This is a genomic window from Nocardia pseudobrasiliensis NBRC 108224 (assembly GCF_001613105.1).
GTDB lineage: Bacteria > Actinomycetota > Actinomycetes > Mycobacteriales > Mycobacteriaceae > Nocardia > Nocardia pseudobrasiliensis.
On record NZ_BDBS01000030.1, the window covers coordinates 120,685 to 142,690 of the forward strand.

The 22,006-nt window shown below is 68.5% G+C and carries 15 protein-coding genes; 6 read left to right on the forward strand and 9 right to left on the reverse strand.

Going from position 1 to position 22,006, the window contains the following annotated elements:
• Positions 1-42: 42 nt before the first annotated feature.
• From NP4_RS23280 to metH, 8 genes are all read right to left on the reverse strand, one after another.
• The gene (locus NP4_RS23280) at positions 43-324 is read right to left on the reverse strand and encodes a phosphoribosyl-ATP diphosphatase (RefSeq protein ID WP_174556168.1); all 282 of its coding nucleotides are present in this window, start codon (positions 322-324) and stop codon (positions 43-45) included.
• 25 nt (positions 325-349) lie between these two features.
• On the reverse strand, positions 350-2,179 hold the full coding sequence (locus tag NP4_RS23285) for a choline/carnitine O-acyltransferase (protein ID WP_068001518.1): 1,830 nt from the start codon (positions 2,177-2,179) through the stop codon (positions 350-352).
• A complete protein-coding gene (locus tag NP4_RS23290) occupies positions 2,176-2,979 on the reverse strand; it encodes a class I SAM-dependent methyltransferase (protein WP_068001693.1) in 804 nt (267 codons plus the stop codon). Before NP4_RS23290 ends, NP4_RS23285 begins: the two co-directional genes overlap by 4 nt.
• A 12-nt stretch (positions 2,980-2,991) precedes the next feature.
• Complete coding sequence (locus NP4_RS23295) at positions 2,992-3,921, reverse strand: HalD/BesD family halogenase (RefSeq protein ID WP_245997441.1); 930 nt, start codon at positions 3,919-3,921, stop codon at positions 2,992-2,994.
• Positions 3,922-4,052: 131 nt separating this feature from the next.
• Complete coding sequence (locus tag NP4_RS23300) at positions 4,053-4,868, reverse strand: class I SAM-dependent methyltransferase (protein WP_068001521.1); 816 nt, start codon at positions 4,866-4,868, stop codon at positions 4,053-4,055.
• Between the two features lie 97 nt (positions 4,869-4,965).
• On the reverse strand, positions 4,966-5,649 hold the full coding sequence (locus NP4_RS23305; RefSeq protein WP_255285541.1) for an HAD family hydrolase: 684 nt from the start codon (positions 5,647-5,649) through the stop codon (positions 4,966-4,968).
• A 23-nt stretch (positions 5,650-5,672) separates the two neighbouring features.
• A complete protein-coding gene (locus tag NP4_RS23310; protein WP_068001703.1) occupies positions 5,673-7,346 on the reverse strand; it encodes a serine/threonine-protein kinase in 1,674 nt (557 codons plus the stop codon).
• Between the two features lie 75 nt (positions 7,347-7,421).
• Positions 7,422-11,000: a methionine synthase gene (metH, locus tag NP4_RS23315; protein ID WP_068001525.1), complete on the reverse strand. Its 3,579-nt coding sequence runs from the start codon at positions 10,998-11,000 to the stop codon at positions 7,422-7,424.
• A gap of 209 nt (positions 11,001-11,209) precedes the next feature.
• On the opposite strand from metH, the gene NP4_RS23320 reads away from it, so the two are divergent.
• The gene (locus NP4_RS23320) at positions 11,210-12,097 is read left to right on the forward strand and encodes a PAC2 family protein (RefSeq protein ID WP_062509973.1); all 888 of its coding nucleotides are present in this window, start codon (positions 11,210-11,212) and stop codon (positions 12,095-12,097) included.
• A 135-nt stretch (positions 12,098-12,232) separates the two neighbouring features.
• Here the strand turns inward: NP4_RS23320 and NP4_RS23325 are convergent, their stop codons facing one another.
• Positions 12,233-12,562, reverse strand: coding sequence for a hypothetical protein (locus NP4_RS23325; RefSeq protein WP_062509971.1), 330 nt, complete (start codon positions 12,560-12,562; stop codon positions 12,233-12,235).
• Positions 12,563-12,809: 247 nt separating this feature from the next.
• On the opposite strand from NP4_RS23325, the gene NP4_RS23330 reads away from it, so the two are divergent.
• From NP4_RS23330 to NP4_RS23350, 5 genes are all read left to right on the forward strand, one after another.
• Positions 12,810-14,003: an NsdA family TPR-like regulatory protein gene (locus NP4_RS23330; RefSeq protein ID WP_211335836.1), complete on the forward strand. Its 1,194-nt coding sequence runs from the start codon at positions 12,810-12,812 to the stop codon at positions 14,001-14,003.
• A gap of 20 nt (positions 14,004-14,023) precedes the next feature.
• Entirely contained in the window at positions 14,024-14,788 is a 765-nt protein-coding gene (locus tag NP4_RS23335; protein WP_068001531.1) for a DUF2127 domain-containing protein, read from the forward strand.
• Positions 14,789-14,923: 135 nt separating this feature from the next.
• Positions 14,924-16,426 (forward strand): TIGR02677 family protein, encoded by a 1,503-nt coding sequence (locus tag NP4_RS23340; RefSeq protein WP_082876164.1) that lies wholly within the window; start codon positions 14,924-14,926, stop codon positions 16,424-16,426.
• On the forward strand, positions 16,426-17,790 hold the full coding sequence (locus NP4_RS23345) for a TIGR02678 family protein (RefSeq protein ID WP_068001533.1): 1,365 nt from the start codon (positions 16,426-16,428) through the stop codon (positions 17,788-17,790). Before NP4_RS23340 ends, NP4_RS23345 begins: the two co-directional genes overlap by 1 nt.
• 3 nt (positions 17,791-17,793) lie before the next feature.
• A complete protein-coding gene (locus NP4_RS23350) occupies positions 17,794-21,972 on the forward strand; it encodes a TIGR02680 family protein (RefSeq protein WP_068001535.1) in 4,179 nt (1,392 codons plus the stop codon).
• Positions 21,973-22,006 lie beyond the last annotated feature (34 nt).

The following is a 22,006-nucleotide window of genomic DNA, read 5'->3' on the forward strand; positions in this document are numbered from 1 at the left end:
GTCCTTTCGGGACGTGTGACGGAGTTCGGCGACGACGGTCCGTCACAGATGTCGATACACGTCCTCGAGCCGCAGTCCGCGGCCCACCATCAGCACCTGCACCCAGTAGAGCAGCTGCGAGATCTCCTCGGCGAGGTGCTCGTCGCTTTCGTGTTCGGCGGCCAGCCAGACCTCACCGGCCTCCTCGAGCACCTTCTTCCCCTGCGCATGGACGCCGGCATCCAATGCCGCCACGGTTCCGGACCCTTCCGGGCGGTTGACCGCACGATCCTGCAGCTCGGCGAACAGGGATTCGAAGTTCTTCACGGTGAGCCATTGTTTCAGACGCCCGCGTACCGCCCGCAATCGGTTATCCCACGGCCCGAGGCGACCCTTCCAGCAGGTCGGCCAGCTCCCGCACGGCGATGCGCAGCTGTGCCGCGAATTCGTGCATCTGCTCGGCCACCTCGGTCGGCGTGGCCAGATAGATGTTCCAGCGGTCCGGCAGCAGGACGTAGGCGACGCCAATGCATTTGCGACTGGTGCAGCCGAAGCCGAAGTACTGGATATTGGCCGAGGGGGCCGAGCTGGTGGACAGGTAGTCGTCGCGGGTGATGCGCCAGCCGGGGCTGTCGTAGAAAGGCATCGGCTCGGTCGCGCCGAGCTGTGCGCCGCGGCGGCGCTGGATGAGTTGCAACTCCCACAGGTGCTGTTCGGGCGCGTCGCCACGCTGACACTCCTTGGCGCGGGTCACATGCGCCTCGGCGGCGGCGCGGGCCTTCGCGAGCCTGGTGGCCGCATCGGCCGCCGGATCGTCCATGGCCGCAACGAATTCCAGGATCTGCGGGGTGACCACCCGCATGGCCTCGGTGCGGCCGTTGCGCAGCTGCCGGGTCGCGATGGATTCGTAGGTGGCGCCGGTCAGACCCTTGCTGCGGCGGTGGGCCAGCTGATAGGACAGCTGCGCGAACGCGTCGGGCGAGATGCCCAGCGCCTTGGCCCGCCGGGTGCCGAAATCCTCGAACGATACGGTCTCGGTGGCATTGTCGGCCGCGAACTGCGCGAATGCCGCGGCGGCCGAGGCGATCTCGGCGCGCTGCAGATCGGTCAGGGCGAATTCGATCGGTTCCACCGCGGGCAGACCCTGCGGCTGCGCCCCGGAGCGCTCGGCGTGCTCGGTCACCGGCCGGTCGAGCAGCGCGTCGACGAACGACAGGATGGTGGTGCCGTCCAGCCCGCAGTGCTCGACATTGATTCCGGCCTGTCCGTCGGCGAAGACGACGAACGAGACCGCCTTGTCGAACCAGCGATTGGCGCTGTCGCCGTGCAGCAGCTGATCACACGCCTGCAGCGTGTCGGCGGGGCTGAGATCCTCCAAACAGACACAGAACAGCGCGGTTTCGATGGTGTCGAGCGCCGCGACATTGGCCGGTGCGGCCCGCAGCGACGAGCGCACCTCGGCCCAGTGCGCGCGGGCCAGGGTGGTCAGATGACCCGCCGAGGTGTCGGTCGCGGCGCGCCGCGTGCCGCCCTTCAGAACCGCCCGCAATCCGTCGACCAGATCGCCGGGTGCGTACGGCACGCCGTTCGGGCCGATCACATCCATCCGGAACATATTGCCGCGGAAGAAGACAACGATATGCCGGGCCCGCGAGGGTCCGGGCCACTCATCGCTGTAGGGCACCCGCACGCTGTCCTGCGGATCGCCCGGAATGCGGGTCTCGGAGAACAGGAACTTGTTCTGCGCCATCGACAGATGCTGTCCGCGCTGGGTCACCGGCGGGACGGCCTCGTCGTCGAGGAGCAGTTTGTAGTTCACCGCGGCGGCGACGATGGCCGCCGCTCGCTCGGCCTGCTGCGCCGAGGTGGACCGGGCCAGCGGGGTGTCGTCACGGAACAGGAAGAAGAAGTTGGCGTTCAACGCGATCCGGTCGCGGCGGCCCAGATACCGCGATGGCCAGAATTCGTCGAGCCAACTGCCCACGCCCGGACTCGCGTCGAACCGCTCGAGATCGGCCTGCAGGATCGCGGCCGGTCCGTCGGGCCGCTGCAGATCCGCCAGCGCGGCCTCGGTTTCGGCGTACTCGTCCTCTGTCAGCAGCGGCGCGCACCATTGCAGGAAGCGGGCACAGCTGTCGGCCAGGCCGGGCAGCGGTACGCGAGGCAGCTGATCATCGAAGGCGAAGGTACGGTCGGTCACTGGCGGTCCTCGGGGTGGGTGTCGTCGGGGATACAGAGGTACAGCTGGGCGTGCAGCCATCCGTCGGCCTCGAGCCCGGTCGGGTCGATTCCCTTGGCGGACAGCGTATTCAGCAAACGCGCCTGTTCGGCCTCGGAGGCGAAGCGCCGCTGGCGGTAGGTGCCGGGACGGCGTTCGATGCGATAGCCCAGCGTCCGCAGCGGCCGCGCGATCACCTCGAAATCGAACATGCGCAGCACGAAGTGTGCCATCCACGGCAGCCGAGCGCCGTGCGCCCGGGCAACACGCGTCAGGGTGCGCTCGCCGATATAACCCACGCAGCCGGTGGAGATCACCAGATCCGCCGATCCGAGCACCTGCCGCTGCGCCTCGGTCGGATCCGCTTCCTCGAGGTCGGCGTGCACACCGTCGTCGAGCAGGCCGGAGGCCACCGCGTAGCCGAGAGCCGGTGCGGAGGCGTCCATTCCGACGAAACGGACCTCGGATTGATGGTCGGCGGCGGCCAGCCGCGCGCGGTCGCGGGCGATGCGGGCGGCGGTATCGCCGTCACGATAGTGTTCGGCGAGTTCGCCGACGGTGGTGTCGAAGCGCAGCAGGGCCGCGTTCACCCCGTAGGAGCAGCCGAGGTCGAGTACCGTGGCGGCGCCGCTGTCGGCGATGATCCGGCGGAAGTGCGGCTTCGCCAATTCCGGTATCACATAGTCCAATTCGGACATCCGCTGATAATAGGAGCTGGGGTCGGGACGGTCGTAGATGTCGTCGAACGAGGCTTTTCCGGTGCTGTGCAACGAAACCGGCACGGGCACTTCCTCTCAATCGAGTAGTCGATCGCCGCGGACGGCATTGTCGGCCGCGGCGAGGTGATCGGTGAGCACCCGGCCGAACAGCTGCCGAGTACGTTCGACGGTTCCGATGATCCCGGGCCGCTCGCTGTAGGCGAAGATGGCCGTATGACGCTGGGTGTCCCCGGTGACCGGCGAGACCCGATGCAGGGAGAACCGTCCCTGGAACAGCTGCAGATCACCCGGCCGCAGTCGCAGCCGCCGGACGAACCGTTCACCCGCATCGGTCAGCACCGCCCGCACATCGGCGAGATTCTCCGCCCGCGGCGTGCGGATGTTCGGGCAGTACTCGAACACTCCGCCGCCCTCGGGCTCCTGGGTCAGCATGGAGACGGTGAAGGCATTGGTATCGAAGTGCCACGGGTGAGAGTTCCCCGGCGCCACCACGTTCAAGCACAGACCCGCCAGCGGGTCGGAGAATTCGTGTAATTCGGCCAGTCCGAAGCAGTCCGCGACGAAACGCTGGAACAGCGGGCTGGTGTAGAGCACCTGGATCAACGCGTCGGAGGGGATGAGATCGCGCGCCACGAAGGCGTTTCCGCGTTCCAGCACGATGCGGGCGGGATGTTCGGGCGGCAGTTCGGTGTCGAGCGGAATGTTGTAGGCGTTGACTCGCTCCACGGTGTAGTACGCCCGCGGGGCCAGCGCGTCCCCCTCGGCCCGCAGCGTCTCGAGCAGCTCGGCCCGAATGAAACCCGGTAGGACCGTACAGCCTTCGGCCGCCAGCTCCGTCCGCGCCCGCGCGACCACCGCGGTGCGGCCCGGATCACCCGAATCGTGCAGCGGATACCGATCGGTATCGACCACCGCGGCCAGCGCCGCCGAGTTGTCTTCTCCCCCAGCCGCTTCCGAGGCACACGTGTCTCCCCTGCCCCCACTGCCCGCCACCATGTCGATCATTGTGGCCCGATCACATCCGGCGCAGCGGTCATTTGACAGGATCGTTGGGACAGTTCACAAACCGACGAGTAGCGAATCCGGCGGGATCTATTCGCGTCCACAAAGGGCGGACGCGGGCGTCGGGGCCCTGTTCAGTCCGCGGTGGTCGCGGTCATCAGGACATATTCGAACAGGTACTCCGCGGGGCCGCCGGGCACGCCCAGGTTGAGACGTTCGGCCAGATCGATCAGGTCGGTGTGCAGGGCGGCGGCGCGCTGCGGATTGTCGAGCAGTTCGGCGAAGGTGGCCTGGATCGGACCGAAGGAGGTTTCGAAGAATTCGATGAAGTGGGTGGGAGTCGGGGCGAACAGGCGGAAGCTGTGGGTGGTGGCCTCGAAGGTCGAGATGCGATTGCCGAACAGCCACAGCACATGTTCGGAGTTGGCCCACAGCCGGGCGGGCAGCGCCTGCGGCGGCGGGGGGACATAGTAGTTCAGCACGGACAGGATTTCGCAGATCCACGAGCGACGGGTCCAGGCGATCAGCCCGAGCCGACCGCCGGGGCGGGCCACTCGAATCAGTTCGTCGGCCACATCCTGATGGCGTGGCGCGAAGATCGCGCCGACCGAGGAGGTGACCACATCGAACGACGAGTCGGGAAACGGCAGATCCTGCGCGTCGGCCTCGACCCACTCCACGGCCACGCCGCGGGTGGCCGCCTCGACCCTGCCGTCGATGAAATTCTCGACCGTGATGTCGGAGGCGATGACCTCCGCGCCCGCCGCCGCGGCCGCGATCGCCACATTGCCGGTTCCGGTCGCCACGTCCAGAACCTGGGTACCTGGCCGGATATCGCAGGCGGCAACCAGTTGGGGACCCAGATCCCACAGCACCGCCCGCGCGAATCGGTGGTAGTCACCGAGCGCCCATTCCGTGCTCACGCCGGGGAATGCCTTGAATGCGGTCATGGCAATCGGGCCCTTCTGACGAGGTCGCGACCAACCTCAGCAATACTGCCGCAAATACCGGCCGAATCTGTGTGATCCAGGCAACACTGCCGCAAACTCAGCGGTGCGCGATCGCCTGCACCGCACGCAGATCCGCGACCGTCAGCCCGATCAGCGATTCACGGAACACCAGGCCGGGACGCTCGGGAACCGCCACCTCACACGGCACGACCAGGACCGCGCAGCCCGCCGCGGCGGCGGCCAGCGATCCGGTCGGCGAGTCCTCCACGGCCACACACCGTTCGGGGTCGAGACCGAGCAGTTCGGCGCCGCGCAGATACGGGTCGGGCGCGGGTTTGCCGCTCACCACCTCGTCACCGCACACGGTGACGTCGAAGAATTCGCGGCCCAGCGTCTCGAGGCACAGTTGGGTCACCGAGCGCTTGGTATTGGTCACCAGGCCCGAGGGCAGACCCGCCGCACGCACCATGGCCAGGGCCTCGCGGGCGCCCGGCCGCCACGGGATCGGACCGGACATCAGCCCGACGACCCGGCGTTCCATCCACTCACCGGCCGCGTGCACCTGCGCCTCGGTGGGCTCGATACCCAGTCCCGCGAAGGTGATTCGCAGCGCGTCGGGCGCGGCCGCGCCGATCAGCGCGTGCCGGGTCGCATCGGTCATCTCGCCGCCGAGTTCCACCGACAGCTCCCGCATGGCGATATCCCAGAGCTTCTCCGAGTCCAACAGCGTGCCGTCCATATCCCACAGCACGGCCGCCACATCGGCCCCGAACCCGCTCACTCGCGCACTGCCCCTTCCGGCTGTCAGGTGCCGGAGCCCGTCATCAGCATCCGGCCGTTGGTGGAATCGAAGGTGAACCATCGGTTCTCCGAGGCGGTCGTCCCGTTCTTCGTGCGATAGCTCACCGTCGCGTTCGCTCTGCCGGGACCGCTGACCTTCACATCGCTCACGCTGACCGACGCGATGGTCGACCACCAGTTCGCATAGGTCTGGTAGCCGCCGGTGGACGCTTGGTATCCGGACGAGAGCATGCTCCACGCGCCCTGCGTATTGCCCGGCAGATTGCCGTAGTAACTGTAGAGGAACCCGCTGACGTCGGCGGGTTGGGCCGGTCCGAACGCGGTCGACGGCGGCGGCGGGGTCGTGGTGCTCGGCTTGGGTGCGGAGCTCGGCGCCGACGGGGTGGCCGAGGCTCCGCTCGACGGCGCGGCGCTGCTGCTCGGCGGCGGATTGGTCGTCGTGGTGGTGTTCGCGGGCGGGACCGCGGGCGCGCTGCTCTGCTGCGGCGCACCGGCCGGAGGCTCGCCATTGCTCGGCGTACTGACCGCGGGCCCGACGGCCGCGTTCTGCCCGGAGCCCTTGTCCTTGTCGCCACCGCTCAGGACGACCGCCACGATGCCGATCACGACCAGCAGCACCGCCGCTCCCGCGGCGGCGAAGACCAGCACGCGCCGCCGCTGCGCCGGGCCGCTCCAATTCGGTTGCGGCACAGCCGGTGCGGTGCCGCCGCCGACCGCGGTATTGGGAACGTGCACGGTCGGGGCGTCAGCGGAGACGGCGGCGGCATGGCCGGACAGCACCGTGGTCGCCGCGGCGGCGTCGACCGCCTCGGCCGGTTTCGGCAGGATCTTCGTCGCCGGCGGGGCGATGGTCGGGGTCCGGCCCTCGGCGACGGCCTCCAGCTCCTCCTGTGCCTTGCGCATATTCGGCCGGTCGCCGGGTTCGGAGGCCAGCAGCGCCATCAGTACCGGGCCCAGGGTCGCGGCCCGCTTCGGCTCGGGCACCTGCGCCCGCGCGACCGAATGCAGGACCGCCAGCGGATTGTCGCCCTCGCCGAAGGGCGGCTTACCCTCCACCGCGGCGTAGAGCGTGGACCCGAGCGCGAAGACATCCGAGGACGGTTCGGGATTCTCACCGCGCGCGATCTCCGGTGACAGATACGCCGGGGTCCCGGCGAGGAAACCGGTCGAGGTGACGGTGACATCGCCGACCGCGCGCGAGATTCCGAAATCGGTGATCTTCACAGTGCCGTTGTCGGCGACGAGGATATTCGCGGGTTTCACATCCCGATGCACGATGCCCGCGTCATGGGCGGCGGCCAGCGCGGCGGCCACCTTCGCACCGATGCGAGCCACCTCGCGGGGATCCATCGGCCCCTTCTCGCGCATGAGCGCGGCCAGGCTCGGCGCGTCGACGAATTCCATCACCAGCCACGGCTGGCCGTCCTCCTCGGCGACGTCGAAGACCGTGACGGCGTTCTGATGATGCAGCCGCGCGGCGATGCGGCCCTCGCGCATGGCGCGCATCTTCGCCTCGACCGCCTGCGAGCGGGTCAGACCGGGAGCCAACAGCAGCTGCTTGACGGCGACGGTCCTTCTGAGCCGAACGTCGCTGGCGCGCCACACGACGCCCATCGCACCCGTGCCGATGGGGTCGCCCAGTCGATACCGTCCCGCGATCAGCCGGTCTGACGTCATGATGTTGTAGCCCTCCTGCGCTTGCACGCCGAGCCGCCATGCCACTCTGCGTGAAGCCCGGAATCTCGAAAAACCCTACGCGTTGAAGTATTTCGCTTCCGGATGCAGTAGGACGAACGCATCCGTCGACTGCTCCGGATGCAGTTGCAACTCCTCCGACAATGTCACACCGATGCGCTCGGATTCCAACAGCGATACGAGCTTGGCGCGATCCGCCAGGTCGGGGCAGGCACCGTAGCCGAAAGAGTAACGCGCTCCACGATATCCGAGTTTGAAGTACTCCTGCACGTTGGAGGGGTCCTCATCGGCGACCGAATGCCCTTCCAGCACAAGTTCTTCACGGATGCGCCGATGCCAGTATTCGGCCAGCGCCTCGGTCAGCTGCACGCCGATACCGTGTACCTCGAGGTAATCGCGGTAATTGTTCTCGGCGAACAGTTCGTTCGCGAAATCAGCGATCGGCTGGCCCATGGTGACGAGTTGGAACGGCAGCACATCCACCTGCCCGCGCGCGACCGCGACTTCGCGCGAACGCACGAAATCGGCGATGCACAGGAACCGGTCGCGCTGCTGACGCGGAAATGTGAACCGATACCGCTCGGCCGCTTCCGGATTCGGCTCCGCCAGCACGATCACATCGTCACCCTCGGATACGACCGGGAAGTACCCGTAGACGAGCGCGGCATGCTGGAGCACGCCCTGAGCGGTGAGCCGATCCAGCCAGTACCGCAGCCGCGGGCGGCCCTCGGTCTCCACCAGTTCCTCATAGCTCGGCCCCTCGCCGCCGCGCTGGCCGCGCAGGCCCCATTGCCCCAGGAACAGCGCACGCTCGTCGAGCAGGCCCGAATACTCGTGCACCGCAAGCCCTTTGACCACCCGGGTGCCCCAGAACGGCGGAGTCGCGACCGGCAGGTCGGCGGCCACATCCGAGCGCTCGGGCACCTCGACGGGCACCTCCTTCGCGCGCCGCTCCTCGGCGATGCGCTTGGAGCGCTCGTGGCGGGCCTTGCGTTCGGCGGCCTTCTCCCGCTCGGCGATCGCCTCCGGGGAGTCGGGATCGCCGCTGCCGCCGCGCTTGCGTGTCATGATGTCGTCCATCAGCCGCAGGCCCTCGAAGGCGTCACGCGCGTAGTGCACATCGCCGTGGTAGACATCGGTGAGATCGTTCTCGACATAGGAGCGGGTCAGCGCCGCGCCGCCCAGCAGCACCGGGAACTGATCGGCCATTCCGCGGGTGTTGAGCTCCTCGAGGTTCTCCTTCATCACCACGGTCGACTTGACCAGCAGTCCGGACATGCCGATCACATCGGCCTTCTTGTCCACCGCGGCGTCCAGGATCGCCGAGATCGGTTGTTTGATACCGAGATTGACGACCTCGTAGCCGTTGTTGGACAGGATGATGTCGACCAGGTTCTTGCCGATGTCGTGCACATCGCCCTTCACCGTCGCCAGCACGATGCGGCCCTTGCCGGAGTCGTCGGTGGCCTCCATATGCGGTTCGAGGTAGGCGACCGCGGTCTTCATCACCTCGGCCGACTGCAGTACGAACGGTAGCTGCATCTGACCGGAACCGAACAGCTCGCCCACGGTTTTCATACCCGCCAGCAGCGTCTCGTTGATGATCCGCAGCGGCGGCACCTCCTGCATCGCCGCGTCGAGATCGCCTTCCATCCCGGCCTTCTCACCGTCGACGATGCGGCGCTCGAGCCGTTCGAACAGCGGCAGCGCCGCCAGTTCCTCCGCGCGCGACGCCTTGGACGAGGAGGTCGACACACCCTCGAACAGCGCCATCAACTTCTGCAGCGGGTCGTAGTCCTCGGTGCGGCGGTCGTAGACCAGATCCAGCGCGGTCTCGCGGTGCTCGTCCGGGATCCGGCTCATCGGCAGGATCTTCGAGGCGTGCACGATCGCCGAATCCAGTCCGGCCTGAACGCATTCGTGCATGAACACCGAGTTCAGCACCTGACGGGCGGCCGGATTCAGACCGAAGGAGATATTGGACAGACCCAGGGTGGTCTGCACATCGGGACGGCGGCGCTTGAGTTCGCGGATGGCCTCGATGGTTTCGATGCCGTCGCGGCGCGACTCCTCCTGGCCCGTGCCCAGGGTGAAGGTCAGGGTGTCGATGATGATGTCGGATTCGGCCAGACCCCAGTTGCCGGTGATGTCATCGATCAGCCGCTCGGCGATCTCGACCTTCTTGGCTGCCGTGCGGGCCTGCCCCTCCTCATCGATGGTCAGCGCGACCACCGCGGCGCCGTGTTCGGCGACCAGCCGCATGGTCTGCTGGAAGCGCGAATCCGGTCCGGCGCCGTCCTCGTAGTTGACCGAGTTGACCGCGCAGCGGCCGCCCAGATGTTCCAGACCCGCCCGCAGCACCGGGGTTTCGGTGGAGTCGAGCATGATCGGCAGCGTGGACGCGGTGGCCAGTCGCGAGGCCAGTTCGGACATATCGGCCGTGCCGTCGCGGCCGACGTAGTCCACGCACAGATCCAGCATGTGCGCGCCGTCGCGGGTCTGATCCTTCGCGATGTCCAGGCACTTCTGCCAGTCCCCCGCCAGCATCGCCTCGCGGAAGGCCTTGGAGCCGTTGGCATTCGTGCGCTCGCCGATCATCAGGACCGAGGCGTCCTGTTCGAACGGGACCGCGGTGTACATACTCGACACCGCGGGCTCGTGATCGGGCGTACGTTCGGCTTGGCGCGCGTCGGCGACCGCCTCGGCCACCTGGCGGATGTGCTCGGGGGTGGTGCCGCAGCAGCCCCCGACCATCGAAAGTCCGAATTCGGTGACGAAGCCGCGCAGCGCGACGGCCAATTCCTCCGGCGTCAGCGGATACTCCGCGCCGTTGGCGCCCAGCACCGGCAGGCCCGCGTTGGGCATCACCGACACCGGCACCCGGGCGTGCTTGGACAGATGCCGCAGATGTTCGCTCATCTCATCCGGGCCGGTGGCGCAGTTGAGTCCGATCATATCGATGCCCAGCGGCTCGATGGCGGTGAGCGCCGCGCCGATCTCACTGCCGACCAGCATGGTGCCGGTGGTCTCGACGGTGACGTGGGTGATGATCGGAATCCGCCGCCCCGCCTTGGCCATCGCGCGCCGGCTGCCGGTCACCGCGGCCTTGACCTGCAGCAGGTCCTGACAGGTCTCGATCAGGATCGCGTCCGCGCCGCCGTCGAGCATGCCCAGCGCGGCCTCGGTGTAGGCGTCGCGTAACGCGGCGAACGGGGCGTGGCCCAGGGTGGGCAGTTTGGTGCCCGGGCCCATCGAGCCCAGTACGTAGCGCGGGGTTCCGTAGGAGGTCAGGCCCATCTCGTCGGCGACCTCGCGGGCCAGTCGGGTGCCGCGCTCGGACAGATCGCGGATGCGGTCGGAGATGTCGTAGTCGGCGAGGTTGGGCAGGTTGCAGCCGAAGGTGTTGGTCTCGACCGCGTCGGCACCGGCCTCGAAGTACGCGCGGTGGATATGGCGCAGCACGTCGGGACGGGTGTCGTTGAGGATCTCGTTGCAGCCCTCGAGGCCGCGGAAATCGTCGAGCGTGAGGTCCGCGGCCTGCAACATCGTGCCCATGGCACCGTCACCGATCAGAACACGCCGGGACAGCGTGTCGAGCAGCGTGGTATCGAACTCGGCGCGGGAGGGCACAGACATGTACTCAAGAGTAAGGGGAGTGTCAGACAATCCCGCTGGAGAGCTACTCCACACCGGCTCGGACGTGTCCCGCGCCACATCCGTTCGCACGGCGGCGGGGTGTTTGCCCGAATCGCGTCCGGCCCACCCCGGCCAGCGGGGCAGGGGCGACACGCAGGTTCGGAGCTTATGCCGTGAACACCAAGGCCCCAACCCCGTAGGCTGTGCGAGTGAACCCCAGTGCAACACCCGATCCGGAACTGCCGACGCTGCGTGATCCGGTCCTCGTCGCCGCCTTCGAAGGCTGGAACGACGCGGCCGACGCGGCCAGCGGTGCGGTCGAACATCTGGAACTGATCTGGGACGCCGAACCCCTCGCCGAACTGGATTCCGAGGACTACTACGACTACCAGGTGAACCGTCCGACCGTGCGTCAGGTCGACGGTGTCACGCGCGAAATCCAATGGCCCTCGACGACGCTGTCGGTGTGCTCGCCCCCGGGCAGCGAACGCGATGTGGTCCTGCTGCACGGCATCGAACCCAATATGCGATGGCGCAGTTTCTGCACCGACATCCTCGAATTGGTCGAACAGCTCGGTGTCACAACGGTTGTCATACTCGGCGCGCTGCTGGCCGACACTCCCCACACCCGGCCCGTGCCGGTCACCGGAACCGCCTACAGCAAGGAGGCGGCCGAACGTTTCAATCTCGAGCAGACCCGCTACGAGGGCCCGACCGGAATCACCGGTGTACTGCAGGACGCCTGTGTGCGCGCGGGCGTTCCGGCCATCTCGTTCTGGGCCGCGGTGCCGCACTACGTTTCGCAGCCGCCGAATCCCAAGGCGACCATCGCGCTGCTGCACCGGGTCGAGGATGTGCTCGATATCGAGGTCCCGCTGGGCGAGCTGCCCGCGCAGGCCGAGGACTGGGAGGCCGCGGTCGACGAGATGACCGCCGGTGACGAGGAAGTCACCGAGTACGTGCGCTCCCTCGAGGAGCGCGGGGACGCGGCGATCGATCTGAACGAGGCGATGGCCAAGATCGATGGCGATGCCATCGCGGCCGAATTCGAGAAGTATCTGCGCCGGCGCGGACGGCCGGGCGGGTTCGGGATGTAGGCGGGGTCCGCTTCGTCCGGAGCGGACACTTTCGAATGCGACGACCTACTGGTCGGTCTGCTGTACGTCTGCGACGGGATCCCGGGATGGCGGCCGCGAATTCGTTTGCGACGCACCAGGACCGCCGCGGGCCGGCTACTGCGCGATCTGCACCTCGGGGATGCGCTCGACGGTCCACACCCGCGCCTGGACCTCGTGCGCCAGTTTGGCGATCAGAAGATCACGCGGAATGGTCTGGCCGGCAAGATGATCGAGCGACGGCACCACCACGTGGTGGGCATCGGCCCGCTTGAGCTCGGCCGTCAGCTCCGCGAACGCGGTGCCGTCGCCCGGAGTCGATTCATGGAACGTCGCGGCGAAGCACAGTCCCGCCGAACGCGCGAGGCTGCACATGGCGTCCTCGAGCTCCTCGGTGCGACCGTCGGCCAAGTCGTCACGCACGTATCCATAGATCAACGCTTCCACCCGAACCTCCGTTTGGATGTGGATTGATTCGCTGTTCCGTTGTTTGGATCGCCCGATAGCGGCTATCGCCGAAGCGGGTCCCTGCTGTAACGAATCTCGTGCACTGACCAGTGTGCGGTACTCACAGATGCAATTGCAGATGTCAATACGCGGACATCTTTGTGCCCTATCCGGGCCACTCAGCGTTAACTGGTGGGATACTACGAAGGTGACCGCTGGTGACGATCGACCCGTCTGGGCTGTTCGGATGCGTTCGGAGCGAGATGCTCGGGGGTGGTCACAGGCCGACGCCGTTCGCGCGATGCGCGCCAAGTCTTCTCACAACCTACCCACGGACAGCACACTGCTGCGGAACTGGCGGCGCTGGGAGTCCGGCGAGTCGCGGCCCGACGACTTCTACGCCCCGATCATCGCGGCCGCCTTCGACACCGTGACGGCGGCGTTCTTCCCCAAGGCCAGACCGAATCGGGACGACGAACTGCTGTCGTCAACAGGTATGGACACCCTCGAATTCATCGGGCGCCTGCGGATGTCGGATGTCTCGTCGGCGACGCTGGACGCCATCCGAATCACCGCGGAGCGGCTGTGCTGCGAATACCCGTGCGCCGATCCGCTGGAACTGCATTCCGAGGGTACGGCGTGGCTGCGGCGCATCACATCCCTACTGGACGGTCGGCTCACGTTGGCGCAGCATCGCGAGGTGCTGGTTCTGGCCGGATGGGTTGCGCTCCTGGTGGGTTGCGTCGATTACGACCTGGGCTGGCGGACCACCGCCGAGGCCACCCGCCGGGCCGCGCTGTCGCTGGGCCAGGAGGCCGAGCATGTCGAAATCCAGGGCTGGGGCGCGGAAATGGCGGCCTGGTTCGCGCTCACGCAGGGCAATTACCGCGGTGCGATCGATGCCGCCGAAGGCGGTCTGGCGACCACCGGGCAACATGGCGTGGGCGTCCAGTTGGCCGCGCAGCAGGCCAAGGCGTGGGCCCGCATCGGCGATCGGCAGGCCATGGAGAACGCGTTGCGGCGGGGTCGGACAATCCTCGAAAGATTGGACCATCCGGCCAATTTGGACAATCACTTCGTCGTCGACCCCCAGAAGTTCGACTTCTACGCCATGGACTGCTGCCGCGTCGCCGGCGACGACCGCTTGGCCGAAAGCTATGCCCGCCAAGTCATCCGCACCTCCACCGGCCCCGACGGCAGCATCCGCAAACCCATGCGCGTCTCCGAGGCCCAACTGACCCTCGCCGTCGTCGCCGTCCGCGACCGCGACCTGGAACTGGCCGTCGACGAGGGCATGCGCGCCTTCGCGGGCAAACGCCGCTCCCTACCGTCGCTGCTGTGGATCGCGGGCGAGGCCGCCCGGGAGATGATCGAGCGCTTTCCGGGCGATCCACGCACACGGAACTATTTGGACCAGCTGCGCTCCCTCGCGGCGAGTTGAATGGTTGCTAGTCTCGCCCGATGGACTTCAGTCTGCGGAGTTGTTCGTGGCGGGGGCATGCCACTTATGCGCCGGACGAGGCGGAACTGGCGGCGCGGCTGCATGTTTCGACGCCTGCCGGGGAGGCTTGGCGGTGTTTGCGGTGCGGGGACTTCGTGGTGGGTGAGCCGCGGCATCGGGGGCCCGCCGACGAGGCGCCGGAAGTGCCGCGCGGGCGGCTGCTGCGGGATCGGTTCATCATGCGGTTCCTGGCGGTGGAGCGGGTGTTGCGCGGGCTGGTGTTCATCGCGCTCGCGGCGGGGGTGTTCAAGGTGCGCAATTCGCAGGATCGGCTGCGGGCGGCCTTCGACAAGGAGATGCCGCTGATCCGGCCGCTGGCCGACCAGATCGGCTGGAACCCGGACAATTCGAAGATCGTGCACTTCATCGAGAAGGGCTGGACCCTCTCGCCGACCACGCTCACCTTGATCGCCGCCGGTTTGCTCGCCTATGCCGCAATCGAAATCATCGAGGCCGTGGGCCTGTGGCTGGTCCAGCGCTGGGGCGAATACTTCGCGGTCATCGCGACCAGCATCTTCCTGCCGATCGAGATCTACGAGCTCACCGAGAAGATCACCGTGGTGCGCCTGGGCGCACTGCTGATCAACGTCGTGGCCGTGATCTGGCTGCTCTGGTCGAAGCGACTGTTCGGTATCAACGGCGGCGGACGCGCTTACCACGCCGAGCACAGCGAGGAGAGTCTGCTCACCGTGGAACGCGCGGCCGTCGCGGAGAACGCCGCCTGATCGGCTACCCTCTTCCCGGTGACCGAGTCCGCTGAAGGATTGCTGCCCGACGCCCTGATCGACGCCGCCGGCGTCGACCGCGGCCGCGTCGTGTTCGCGCCGACCGGGTTCGACGCGGCCGCGGTCGAGGAGCGACTGCGGCTGTTCTCCTTCGCCACCGCCGAGAAGCGCGGCGAATATCTGTGGGTGCTGCGCGCATTCGACCACGCGCGCGCCGCCTATATCGTGCTGCTGCACGCCAGCGATGTCGCCGACACCCTGACCCGCGTCCCGGAATCGCCCCGGCCGACCGCGACCGAGGTGGGCCCGCTGCTCGAACAGCTGCACCAGTGGGGTGTGCTCGAGCGCAGCTACGACGGCACCCGCGCGGCGACCCTCGCCGAATATCGCAACCGCCACTTCGTCTATCAGTTCTCCCAGGCCGGGTACCACGCCTACCGGGCCGTGGCCGAGGTACTGGGCGCACGGCTGGACGAGGCGTCGCTGTCGCGGCTGGTCCTGCCCGAACTGCTGGCGGATCTGCAGGCGCTCGCGCAGGCCAATCGCACCGGTGACGCCGAGCGCGTCTACCGCGTCCTCAACCGGCTCGATACCGCCCTGTCCGAATTGGCCGATCGCGCCGCCCATTTCTATCTGACCCTCGGCGATCTCGTGCGCACCACCGAGGCCACGCCGGAGGCCTTCCTCGCCCACAAGGACGCGCTGCTGGCCCATATGCGCGAATTCAGCATGGATCTGGCCCGATTCGCGCCCCGGCTGGCCGCGGCCATCGCCGAGGTGGAGGACACCGGCGTCGAGGAACTCGTCGCCCGCGCGGGCGCGTGCGACGAGCGGGTGCTGCTGAGCCCGGCCGAACGTGCGGCCGACTGGCGGGCGCGCTGGTCGGGCCTGCGCGGCTGGTTCGTGGCCACCGCGGCCGATGTCGTTGCGGGCGATGGCAATCCGGTCACCGAGGCCGAGCGGCTGCGCGAGGCGACGATGAGCGCGATCGCCGCGGTGCTGTCGCTGCTGCGCCGGGTCACCGAGACCCGTCGGGGCGGGGTGAGCCGCGAATCGGCGCTGCGGCATCTGGCGGGCTGGTTCACCGCCGCGCCGAGCGCGGAGAGCGCCCACGCGCTGTTCGACGCCGTCTTCGGCCTGGGCAAACCCCGGCATCTATCGATGGAACACCCCGACGCCGATGTGATCCCGCCCATCCGATCCTGGTGGGACGCACCGCCATTGGAGATCGCGCGCACCCTCGCCGAAACCGGTCGACCGCCCTCCCCCGGCGCGCCGTCGCGAATTCAGCGCAACGACGCCGGAATTCGCCGCCTGCGCGAGGCGCAGCTGGACGCCCAGCGCCTGCGCGCGGAGGCGGCGCGCTCACTGGCCTCGGCCGATGTGCACGAGCGAGTCCTCGACGAGGGCGAGACCGAGGTGCTGCTGCGGCTGCTCGACGCCGCCTCGACGGCCTGGGTGCCGGTGAGCGGAAGGGTCAGCGGGACAACGGGTTCCGACAGCGGCGTCACCCTCACCGTCAGCGAATACGACGGCTCGACCGTCGTACGCACCTCGCGAGGTCTGTTGCACCTGAACAACAGACGCCTGACCGTACGCGAGAATCCGCGCGCCAAAGCGTCTTCCGGGCGGAAGTGATGCACGCCCGCACGATCGACTCCCTCGCCCTGGACAGCTATCAGCGCGCGGCGCGCGTCATGCTGGCCAATCATCTGGTGACCCGCTCGTTTCCCGATCGCATCGCCCTGCCGCTGATCCGGCGCTGGGCCACCGAACTGCGCGAGGACCTGGCCGAACTGTTCGGCTATCGCCTCGAGGTCACCGAGACCACGGCCCGGCTGTTCCCGGTCGCCGATCGCCTCGATGCCGGGCGGCCCGCCCGCACACCCGCCGAACGCGTCTTCGATCGCCGACGCTACGCGTATCTGTCGCTGGCGCTGGCGGCCCTGGGACGCGCGGGTGATCAGATCACGCTGTCGGAGTTGGCCGATCAGGTCGCCGCCTACGCCACCCGCGTGGAGGGTCTGGAGCTGTCGACCGATCGCGCCGCGGACCGCGACGCCTTCGTCGACGCGGTGGCCTGGCTGGGCGCGCGCGGCGCGCTGACCCTCGCCGACGGCGATGCGGGCGGCTGGGCCGCCGACCCGTCTGCCGGGGAGGCGCTCTACGACATCGACCGCTCGGTGGTGTTCGCCATCTTCCGACCGCCCCGCGTCCTGCAGCATCTACAGAGCGTGCGCGGCCTGCTCGCCGACGAATCCGACAGCGGCGCACCGCAACAGCGCGCCGCCGCCGCGCGCCGGGTGCGCCGCGCCCTGGTCGAGCTCCCGGTGGTCTACGCCGAGGAACTGGCCGAGGACGAGCGCACCCTGCTCGGCACCGAGAAGCTGGTGGCCGAGGTGGAACTGCTGACCGGACTGCGAGCCGAGCGGCGCGCGGAAGGCGTGGCGCTGATCGACGTTTCGGGGCGGCTGTCGGATGTGCGCTTCCCGGGCACCGGCACCCTCGCCCAGGTCGCGCTGCTACTGGTCGGTGAGATCGCCGATCTGGTCCTGGATCTCGACAATCCGGTCGAACGTCGGCCGCGCCCCGAACCGGCCACCACCCTGATGGATCAACTGGATCAGGCGATTCCGCAGAGCACCGTCTTCGCACCGCTCGTGGTCACCGACCCCTTCGACGACGAGGACGAGGAGCGGGGGCGGGCCGAAGAACCCGACATCACCGAACATCCGCTCATTACCTGGCCCTGGATCCAGGAGACCGTGCAGGCGCTCACGCACCGCTACGGCTCGACCTTCGCCGCCCAGTGGCAGGCCGATGTGCCGGGTCTGACCAGGGAGGTGGTCGCGCTGATGGAACGGCTGCGGCTGATCGAGGTACTCGACGACGGCCTGCTGATCCTCCCGGCGCTGGCTCGCTATCGCGGCGCGATCGTCACGGTGCGCACCCGCGCCGAGACCGAATTGTTCGCCTCGGCAACGCATGTGGGAAGGGATTAGCTGATGGACCTCATTCACGGCGGCGTTCGGTTCGTTCCCACCCGCGCGGGCATCGTCAATCTGTGGGACTACCGCGATCAGGAGTTCTGCTTCGCCGACGGGCGGCTGGTGCTGCGCGGACCCAACGGGTCGGGTAAGACCAAGGCGCTCGAGGTGCTGTTCCCGTTCGTCTTCGACGGCCGCATCGAACCGCGACGGCTCAATCCGTTCGCCGGTGAGGAACGGACGATGAAGTCGAATCTGCTGTATCGCAAGCAGGAATCGGCGTACTCGTATGTGTGGATGGAGTTCGCGCGCGGTCACTGGGACGAACCGGAAACCGTAACCGTCGGCATCGGCATGCGCGCGACCCGCTCCAATGACAAGGTCACGCGCTGGTACTTCGTCGCCGACGGCCGGGTGGGCGTGGACTTCTCGCTCATCGGCTCCGACGATCGGCCCCTGACCCGTAAGCAGCTGGCCGAGCAGATCGGCACCGACGCCATCACCGATCGCCCGGTCGACTATCGCGCCGCGATCGACGCGCGCATGTTCGGACTCGGATTGCAGCGCTACGACCAGCTGATCAATCTCATTCTGACGCTGCGTCGCCCGCAGCTGGCCAAGAACCTGGATCCGCGCGGACTGTCCCAGGCGCTCACCGACGGCCTGCGCCCGCTCGACGAGCAGCTGATCCTCGACGCCGCGCGCTCCTTCAGCGATATGGAGGAGGTCGGGCGCACCCTCGAGGGTCTGGTGCAGGCCGACTCGGCCACCCGCACCTTCGTCGATGTGTATCGCAAATACCTTGGGGTGCAGGCGAAGTCGGATGTCGATCAGGTCCGCACCCGGCTCGACGCGGTGACCCATGCCTCTACGGCGCTGTTCGCCGCGACCGCATTGCGCGAGCGCCGCGAGGGCGAGCGCGCCGCGGCCGAGCTCCGCGCCGAGGAGGCCGACCGCGCCTACGAACAGGCCCTCTCCGATCGCGAGACCCTGCAGCGCTCCGGCGCCTACGAGGGCAAACAGCAGCTCGACGATCTGGCCGACGCGGTCCGGCGGCTCGAGACCTCCTCGGCCGTGCACCGGGACAAGGCGACCAAGGCCCAGCAGACCGTCGAACAGCGCACCGGCGAGGCCGAACGCGCCCGGAGCTCGGTCGAATCGGCGATGGGTGCGCTCACGCGCGGCGAGGACGAGTTGCGCGCCGCCGCCGAGGAGGCCGGAATCGCCTGGGCCGCACTGCCGGAGCAGGCCCGCGCCGAACAGCTCACCACAACCGTGCGCAGCCACGCCGAGGAACGCGACGCCGATGTGCGCGCGGTTCGCCAGGCGCTGACGCTCGTCGATACCGCCGCGGCCGATCGCACGCGTTCCGAACGGGCCGCCCAGCGCGCGAGCGAACAGCGCGACCAGGCCGCCGCCGCGCTCGCCGAGGCCGAGGCCTCGGTCACCCTGGCGCGGTCGAATACCGCCGCGGCCCTGCGGGATTGGTGGGAGACGCAGCGGGAGATGTTGTCCCCGGTGCGCAAAGGGCTGTTCGAGGCGCTCGATACCGCGCTCGCCGACGCCGGATCCGATGACGCGGCCACGCTGGCCGAGGTGTTCACCGAACGGACCGAATCGCTCACCGACGAGATCCGGGCGCGCCGCCAGCAGGCCCGCGCGGTCGCCGAACAGGCCGTGGCACGAGCGGCGGAGTTGCGGGCCGAGCAGAACCAGGTGGCGGCCGAAAAGGACGACGCGCCACCGGCTTTCGCGGCGCGCACCGATGCGCGCGACGGCCGCCCGGGCGCGCCGCTGTGGCGGCTGGTGCGGTTCGCCGACGACGTCTCCCCCGAGCAGGCGGCCGGAATCGAGGCCGCGCTGCAGGCCGCGGATCTACTCGACGGTTGGGTGAGCGACGAAATGCCCGACCATGATTCGGATCAGTTCCTGGTTGCGTTGCCCGCGAAGCAGCGCCCGTCGGGACGCACCCTCGCCGATGTGCTCGTGGTCGAGGACGATTGCGGCGTCGCCGCCGTGGCCGATGTGCTGGCCTCGATCGCCCTGCGGGACAAAGTGGACCGGGACGATCCCCTGACCGTCACCACCGACGGGCGCTATCGCCAGGGTGTTCAGCTGGGACGTCATACCAAACCGCATGCCGAGTTCATCGGGGCCACCGCCCGGGCGCGGCGGCGCGAACTGCGGCTGACCGAGATCGCCGCGGCCGTGGAGGCCGCCACCGAGGCGGAGGCCGCCGCGCGCGCCGAGGAGCAGGCGGCCACGGCGGAGCTGGCCCGAATCTCGGCCGCCGCCAAGGCTTTGCCGCGCACCAGCGCCGTCACCACCGCCCTGCGCGCGGTATCGGAGGCGGCCGGTGTACTGCGTTCCCGATCGGAGGCGGCGGGTCAGGCCGAACGCGAACTCGATCAGGCCGTCACCGATTTCGGCGCGGCCGACAAGAAAGTGCGCGCGGTCGCGGCCGAGCATCGCGCGCCGCGCGATCCCGCCGAACTCGACGCCCTGGCCGCGGCCATCCGCCATTTCGAGAACACCGGTACGGCCCTGCTGCGGCTGCGCGGTGATCAGCTGCGCGAGCACGAACGCGTCCGCGAGGCCGAGGACCGGCTCACCGAGGCGCGCGATCTGGCCGAGGCGTTCGCCGAGGAGGCCGAGGCGGCCCGCAGCGGTTACGAGGAGCAGCTGCGCAAGCTGGAGACGCTGCGCGAGGCGCTGGGCGCGGGAGCCGCCGATATCGACCGCGAACTGGAGCAGGCGCGCGAGCGCATCGATGCCGCACGGGCGGAACAGAAGTCGGCCCGCAAGGCCGCCGCGGACGCCATCGAGGGCGTCGGCACGGCCGAGGGTTCCTATCGCGCGGCGCATGACGCGCTCGGCGCCGCGCTGACCGAATTGCTCGCCGATGTGCGCCATCTCGCGCCGTATGCGCGGCCGGATCTGCTGAGCCTGCTGGGCGCGGCCGAGAACGGTCGCTGGCCCGCGAGCGAGGCCGCGTGGTCCACGCCCGAGCAGCTGCTGTACCGAATCGAGACCGGTGGGCCGGAGGCCGAGTTGCGGGTGCTGCCCGATGAGGTGCAGGAGCTGTTCGACTCCCTGTCCGCCGCAACGGCTTCCGTGCGCGCCGGGGAGGCGGCCCGCAAGTCGACCCGCAGCGCGGTGACCGCGGCGCTGCAGGAATTCGACGCCGCGCTGGCCGCGGCCCGGCAGGACTACCGGTTGCAGTGGGACGCCGCCGACGGTCTGACCGTGGTGCAGGTGCACGACGATCAGGGCGTGGCCGCGCTCGCCGACTTCGCCGACCGGATCGGCAGTGCGCGCAGCGATCAGGAATTGCTGCTCACCGACGCCGAACGCCGCATCCTCGAGGACGCGCTGCTGACCGGCCTGGCGCAGCAGATCCACGAACGCACCAGCGACGCCCGCGATCTCATCACCCGGATGGGTACCGAGATGAAGCAGCGCCGCATGTCCTCGGGCAATACCATCGGCGTGCACTGGGTGCTGGCGGACAATCTGTCGGAGTCGGCGCGGGCGGTGTGCAAACTGCTCGATCGCGACGCCTCCGATCTGACCCCCGAGGATCTCGCCACCATCCGCGCGCATTTCGCCGCCGAGATCCGCGCCGCCCGGGCGGCGCATCCGGAGCGTTCGTATCCCGAAATCCTCGCCACCACACTGGATTACCGGACCTGGCGGGTGTTCTCGTTCACCATCATCACCGCCGACGGCACGGAGGACCGGCTGACGGTGGCCCGCCACAGCGCGCTGTCCGGCGGCGAACAGTCGGTCTCACTGCATCTGCCGCTGTTCGCGGCCGCCCACGTGATGCTCGACTCCGCCGACCCGCAGGCCCCGCGCCTGCTCGCGCTGGACGAGGCATTCGCGGGCGTCGACGACAACGGCAAGAGCGAATTGCTGGGCCTGTCGGTCGATTTCGATCTCGACCTGTTCATGACCGGCTACGACCTGTGGATCACCTACGACCACGTGCCCGCCTGCGCCCACTACGATCTGGCCCACTCCGCGGCCGAGAACACCGTCAGCGCAACGCTTCTCGTCTGGGACTCTCAGGATCTGCTGGCCGAACACGACGGCACCGACCTCACCACCGCCCTCGGCTCCCCCAACCGCCGCCGCACCCCGCACGCCATCGAGGGCGGTATCCCGATGGATGAGGAACTGGAACTGACGAGCTGAAATTCGCTGGACCGGATCGACTCCGCGGCAACAC